Origin of the sequence: Mucilaginibacter sp. (assembly GCF_036383575.1) — a bacterium.
In the GTDB taxonomy this organism is placed as follows: Bacteria; Bacteroidota; Bacteroidia; order Sphingobacteriales; family Sphingobacteriaceae; genus Mucilaginibacter.
Map to the genome: position 1 here is coordinate 1 of NZ_DASVOB010000241.1, position 6,341 is coordinate 6,341.

Annotated in this window: 5 protein-coding genes and 1 pseudogene; 5 read left to right on the top strand and 1 reads right to left on the bottom strand. The window is 44.5% G+C overall.

Translation table 11 applies throughout. The features are described 5' to 3' along the window. The coding region (locus VF500_RS08530) for a tetratricopeptide repeat protein (RefSeq protein ID WP_330859272.1) at positions 1 to 1,080 on the bottom strand (1,080 nt) is incomplete at its 3' end. Positions 1,081 to 1,319: 239 nt separating this feature from the next. Between VF500_RS08530 and VF500_RS08535 the strand changes: the two genes are divergently transcribed. The 5 genes and pseudogenes from VF500_RS08535 to VF500_RS08555 form a co-directional block, all read left to right on the top strand. Next, complete coding sequence (locus VF500_RS08535) at positions 1,320 to 2,861, top strand: aldehyde dehydrogenase family protein (RefSeq protein ID WP_330859275.1); 1,542 nt, start codon at positions 1,320 to 1,322, stop codon at positions 2,859 to 2,861. 325 nt (positions 2,862 to 3,186) lie between these two features. Further along, positions 3,187 to 4,839: a S8 family serine peptidase gene (locus VF500_RS08540; RefSeq protein WP_330859273.1), complete on the top strand. Its 1,653-nt coding sequence runs from the start codon at positions 3,187 to 3,189 to the stop codon at positions 4,837 to 4,839. Positions 4,840 to 5,000: 161 nt separating this feature from the next. Beyond that, positions 5,001 to 5,522: a DUF177 domain-containing protein gene (locus VF500_RS08545; protein WP_330859274.1), complete on the top strand. Its 522-nt coding sequence runs from the start codon at positions 5,001 to 5,003 to the stop codon at positions 5,520 to 5,522. A 15-nt stretch (positions 5,523 to 5,537) separates the two neighbouring features. Then, a complete protein-coding gene (gene rpmF, locus VF500_RS08550) occupies positions 5,538 to 5,729 on the top strand; it encodes a 50S ribosomal protein L32 (RefSeq protein WP_090534782.1) in 192 nt (63 codons plus the stop codon). Between the two features lie 16 nt (positions 5,730 to 5,745). After that, a pseudogene (locus tag VF500_RS08555) lies at positions 5,746 to 6,341 on the top strand (phosphate--acyl-ACP acyltransferase); the annotation flags it as partial.

Consider the following 6,341-nt stretch of genomic DNA (forward strand, 5'->3'; position numbering starts at 1 on the left):
TTCGGCTTCAACCAAGTGCCCCAATTTATATTCGGCATCTGCAATGGCAAACCAGTAGTCAGGGTTGGTTAAATCCAAGTCTAATGCTTTTTTGTAGAAATGCAGGGCCTCAAAATAACGTTCTTCAAAATCAAGGGTAACACCAATTCCAAACCAGGCATCGGCCAGCTTAGGGTCCATCTTAACTGATTTTTTGTAGAAAGCGCGTGCATCGTCCATTTGCTCCAGCTTTTCGTAGCACTCGCCAATAGCGCAGTAAGTATCGGCATTGGGCTGCTCGTACTCAAAGGTGTGGCGGTATACTTCTATGGCTTCAGCGTATTTTTCAAGGTTAACCAGTGCATTACCTTTATTGAAATAGGCCGATGCAAAGCTGTCCTTAATTAATATGGCATAATCATATGCATCGATAGCTTTTTCAAACAGGCTCAGTTTAGTATAGGCATTGCCTAAATTATACCATGCCGCGTAGCTGTATGGCTCGTTATCGATATATTGCTGGTAAAACTGAACGCTCTCCTGCTGGTTGTCCATTACATCGTAGCAAAAAGCCAGCTCGTAAAGGGCATCCTGGTTTTCCATATTTTGCTTAAGGCAAAGCTTAAGGTAGGTTATGGCGGTATCATAGTCGCCCATATTTTGGTAAACGTAGGCAATATGCAGCAGGATCTCGTCGGTCTCTTCGGCAAGGTCAAGGGCCTTTTCGTAGTTTTCCAGCGCCTCCGAATAACGTTCCAGGCTTTCATACAGGTTACCACGGATGATGTAAATATCCGCGTCAGATGCTTCAAGCATAGCAGCTTTATCCAACGCGGCAAAAGCCTCCGGAACCTTGTTGCTTACCACAAGCAGTTGGGCCTGTTTGATCAGGAAAATTGCCGCAAAAGGGTGCTGGCTTCTCGCGTACTCTGCTACCTGTAATGCCCTGGCCGGATCATTTTTTTCGATGTAGTAGTCGATAATGTTCTCAAACGCCTGGGCATCAAAAAAGTACAAGTCCTGATTTCTGATCATTTCCTCGTACCGTTCTACCGAGAATTTTGGGTCTTCGGTAAAACCAAATTCAAATTCTTCTTCCATTCAATTTTGTTTGCAGAACATCCGCTTTAGGTTGACAAATTGCCTTGTAAAGACTTATTGAAGTTCAAATTACAATAAGTAAGTCTCCAAAATGCAATTTAGTTTTCAACATTCAAACATTCTTAACAACTGTTCAATACAAAGCATTGATAATTAATGACAATGGATACAACAGGCAAGCGATGAGTGATTCTGAAAAATTGCCCTAAAGATTTCTACCTTTGACAAAAGTAACAATTATGGAGCCTAATATTTCAGATATCCTAAAACGTTTACATATAAACGATATTAATGATGCCTTTAGTACAGGCAGCACCTGGGGCAGCAGTGCCGGTGCTGCGGTAAAAGAAATAACGTCGCCGGTCGACGGTAAAAAGATAGCTTCGGTTCGTCTTGCAACCGAAGCTGATTATAACCAGGTTGTTGAACAAGCTGCCTCAGCATTTAAAACCTGGCGTAAAACCCCGGCCCCAAAGCGTGGAGAAATTGTACGCCAGATAGGTGAAGCGCTCCGCGCCGCAAAACAAGATCTGGGTACTTTGGTATCATACGAAATGGGCAAAAGCCTACAGGAAGGCCTGGGCGAGGTACAGGAAATGATAGATATTGCCGATTTTGCCGTAGGCCTGAGCCGTCAGCTTTATGGTTTAACCATGCACAGCGAAAGGCCTGAGCACCGCATGTATGAGCAATATCACCCGCTGGGCATTGTTGGGATTATTTCGGCATTTAACTTCCCGGTGGCGGTTTGGAGCTGGAACTCGCTATTGGCCTGGGTTTGCGGTGATGTATGTATCTGGAAACCATCAGAAAAAACACCTTTAACCGCTATTGCCTGCCAGCACATAGCACAGGAGGTTTTTAAAAAGAACAATATTGGAGAAGGTGTGTCATGCCTGGTTATTGGCGAGCGTAACATTGGCGAGCTTATGGCCGCCGATACACGGGTGCCCTTAGTTTCAGCCACCGGTTCTACCCGCATGGGCAAAGCTGTGGGTGCTGCTGTTGGCGCGAGACTGGGCAAAAGCCTGCTGGAGCTTGGAGGTAATAATGCTATCATCATCAGCGAAAATGCCGATCTGGACATGTCACTTATTGGCGCGGTGTTTGGCGCTGTAGGCACTGCAGGTCAGCGTTGTACCAGTACCCGCAGGCTTATTATTCACGAGAGCGTTTATGACGCTTTTAAGCAGAAATTGGTTAATGCGTACAAACAGATCAGGATTGGTAACCCGTTGGATGAGCATAACCACATGGGGCCGTTGATCGATACTGATGCCGTTGCTTTATACCTTGATTCGATTGAGAAATGCAAGGCCGAGGGAGGAAACTTTGTAGTTGAAGGTGGTAAGCTGGAAGGAGTGGGCTATGAATCGGGCTGTTATGTAAAGCCGTGTATTGCCGAGGTTGAAAATCACTTTAAGATAGTGCAACATGAAACCTTTGCACCTATCCTTTACCTGATCAAATACAGCACTATTGAGGAAGCCATTGATCTGCAGAACAGCGTTCCTCAGGGCCTGTCATCGGCTATCATGACCAATAATTTGCGTGAGGCAGAACAATTTTTGTCGTACGCCGGTTCTGACTGTGGCATTGCCAATGTTAACATCGGCACATCGGGTGCAGAGATAGGCGGCGCATTCGGCGGCGAAAAGGAAACCGGCGGCGGTAGGGAATCAGGATCAGATGCCTGGAAGGTTTATATGAGGAGGCAAACCAATACTATTAACTATTCCAAAACGTTGCCTTTAGCCCAGGGGATCAAGTTTGATTTGTAAAGAGATTATCTGAACCAGGATTTGGGGGGATTTTTAAGATTTATGGGATTTGCTAGTCTTGTTTTATAAGTAGGACAAGAAATAAAATCCTGTCCATCCCGATAATCTACCCAAATCCCGGTTCGGACAGCGTTAGGGATAGCAGCGGATACCGGCCATGAGCGTAATGCCTGCAGGCGTATGAGCGGATAGCCCGGCCGGAGGAAACGCCCTAAGAAAGTATAATTAACATTAATGGCATCCGGCACGTAAAAGACCGGATAGATCAAATAAAACTAAAACGATTCATTGGTCTTTACATAAGACATTATATAATACACTGTTCATGTTCAATTTTTGTAAATACGTAAGCGCAACCACTTTATCAGCAGCATTATTAATTAATTTACCCGCGTCGGCACAGCAAGCGCCTGCGGCGGATCCCGCCCCGCCAAAAGCATGGCACCTGCTTGATTTAAAGGAGACCGGTTTTTACGGCATCAGCTTAAAGCAGGCTTACTTGTTTTTACAAGGTAAAAAAAGCAAGCCCGTTGTTGTTGCAACTATTGACAGTGGGGCCGACACCTCACAAACGGACCTGAAAACAGTGTTGTGGGTAAATAAAAAAGAAATTCCAGGAAACGGCATCGATGATGACCATAACGGTTATGTTGATGATATACATGGATGGAACTTTTTGGGCGGCCCGGGCGGCAAAGCCGATTTTACCCAAACTACCGAGGAGGTGCGCGAGTACAATAAACTGAAAGGTAAATACGCTTCAGTTACTGATTCAACAGCTGCGTCTAATAAAAAAGAATATGCTTACTGGCTGCGTGTAAAAACGGTTTATGACTCAACCGTGAACAAGGCCAATACCGAGATCGGCCAGCTTTCGCCGGTTATGAACGCGCTGATGGTTACCAGCGGGTACATTAAACGCGGTCTTAATTTGCCGGCCAACGGCACTTTTACCCAGGCCGACCTGGTGCGTGTGAAAGCCACAAACGATACCTTAAGCCAAAGTAAATATGTTTGGGAATCGGTGTTTTCGCAAGAGGGCGCTAATGCTAACAATGCCAAGATCATAAAAGACCTGAGCGAATACCTGGCAAAGCTTAACAATGATGTATCGCCTGATCTTACTTCGCGCAAGCGGATTGTAGGGGATGCCCCGGATTCCATGGATGGCAAACCTTATGGCAATAACCTGGTAAAATTTGCTGATGCAGCGCACGGAACAGGGGTAGCCGGGCTAATTGGTGCTGTACGAAATAACAATTACGGTATCAATGGTGTGGCTGATAATGTTAAGCTGATGATCATTAAAGCCGTGCCTAATGGCGATGAGTATGATAAGGACGTAGCTAATGCTATCCGCTACGCGGTTGATAACGGCGCCAGGGTGGTTAATATGAGCTTCGGCAAAAAGATCTCGCCGCATAAGGAGTGGGTTGATGCGGCCTTTAAATATGCTGCATCAAAAAATGTTTTATTGGTAATGGCTGCCGGTAATGACAACCAGGATATGGATACCCAGCCTGAATTTCCGAACGATACCTTTTTAGACGGATCATCAACTGACGCCGATAACGTGATCTGTGTAGGGGCTTCGGGGCCTAAATTAGGACAAAACCTTGCCGGCGATTTTTCGAACTATGGTAAAAAGAGCGTAGATATTTTTGCGCCTGGTGTAAAAGTTACATCAATTACAACGGATGCCGAAGTTGACACTGAAGACGGCACAAGCTTTTCATCGCCTATAACAGCGGGCATAGCTGCTTTGATATTAGAATATTATCCAACCCTGAGCGCCAAGCAGGTAAAAGAAGCCATTTTAGGCTCGGCTACTCCGCTTACCGGTACTATGGTATTAAAGCCAGGCAGCAAAACCGAAAAGGTTGATTTTGCAACACTATCAAAAACAGGTGGTATAGTAAATGCCTACAAAGCGTTGCAACTGGCCTCAAAAATGAGGCCCGAGGTTTTAGTTAATTGATTTGATGATAATTAAGGAGGTTATGAGCTTCTTGCTAATCTCCTTAATTATCAATCTTTTACCTTTAACCTTTTGCCTCTCACCTGCCTGCAGGGGCAAAATAAAAAAACACTTTCCAGTTATGGTATTTTTCTCTACATTTGCGGGCTAATTGTTGCTCATTGAAATCGCTTAAAAAATATTCGATTCCCTTTACGGGGCTTAAACTGGGGAAACACCTGTTTGAGTATGACATACAGGATGACTTTTTTGATGAGTTTGAATATTCGCTCGTTAAAAAGGCAACCCTGCACTGTGAAGTTGAACTGGATAAGCAGGAAGCTATGCTGATCCTGAACTTTAAGATAGATGGCACAATTGAAACCACCTGCGACAGGTGTTTGAAAGTATTGCCAATACAGGTTGATATTACTGAACAGCAGATAGCTAAGTTTAGTGATGAGCCGGTTGATGAAGACGAAGAGATCATAGCGCTGGGTAAAAACGATCATGAGATCGATATATCTGCGCTGATATATGAATACATTAATGTCGCGGTGCCGTTTATATCGGTTTGCGGCGAGGGTAACACCTCAACTTGTGATAAAGAAATGCTCGATAGGTTGAACAGCTTGTCGGCAAATGGTGAACAGAATGAGCAAACAGACCCACGGTGGGATGCGCTCAAAAACATGAATAAATAATTAATTTAGGATATTATGCCACATCCAAAGCGGAAATTTTCAAAATCAAGGAGAGATAAACGCAGAACGCATTACAAAGCGGAAGCTCCAACTTTAACTACTTGCCAAACTACAGGCGCTGTGCATTTGCCGCACAGAGCATATACTGTTGATGGTAATGTTTACTACAACGGTAAAGTTCTTATTGAGAAAGCAGCAGTAGCATAAGTTTAATTTTCTGAAAATGAAGATTGGCTTAGATATTATGGGCGGTGATTACGCTCCCAAAGCAGCTGTTTTAGGAGCTATCGAAGCTTATAAAACTTTATCTGCCGACCAGAAACTGGTACTTATTGGCGATAAGGAAGTTACAGTAAGTATTCTTCAGGAAAACGGTGTAAGCCCTGATAACTTCGAGTTTGTACACACAACCGAAGTTATTGGTATGGGCGAGCATCCTACCAAAGCTATTGTTCAGAAGCCTGATTCAAGCATATCAGTTGGTTTTCAACTGTTAAAAGCTGGTGAAATTCAGGCTTTCTCATCGGCTGGTAACACCGGCGCTATGCTTGTTGGCGCCATGTTCAGCGTAAAAACTATTCCGGGTGTTGTACGCCCGGCTATGACTACTATTGTACCCAAACTTAAAGGAGGTTTGGGTATTTTGTTGGATGTAGGTGCCAATGCCGATTGCAAACCCGATGTGCTTGTTCAGTTCGGTGTGCTCGGCAGTTTATTTGCCCAGACAGTTTATGATATCAACAACCCACGGGTTGCCCTTATGAACATTGGCGAAGAAGAGGAAAAAGGTAATATCCTTAGCCAGGCCACCAACCCGTT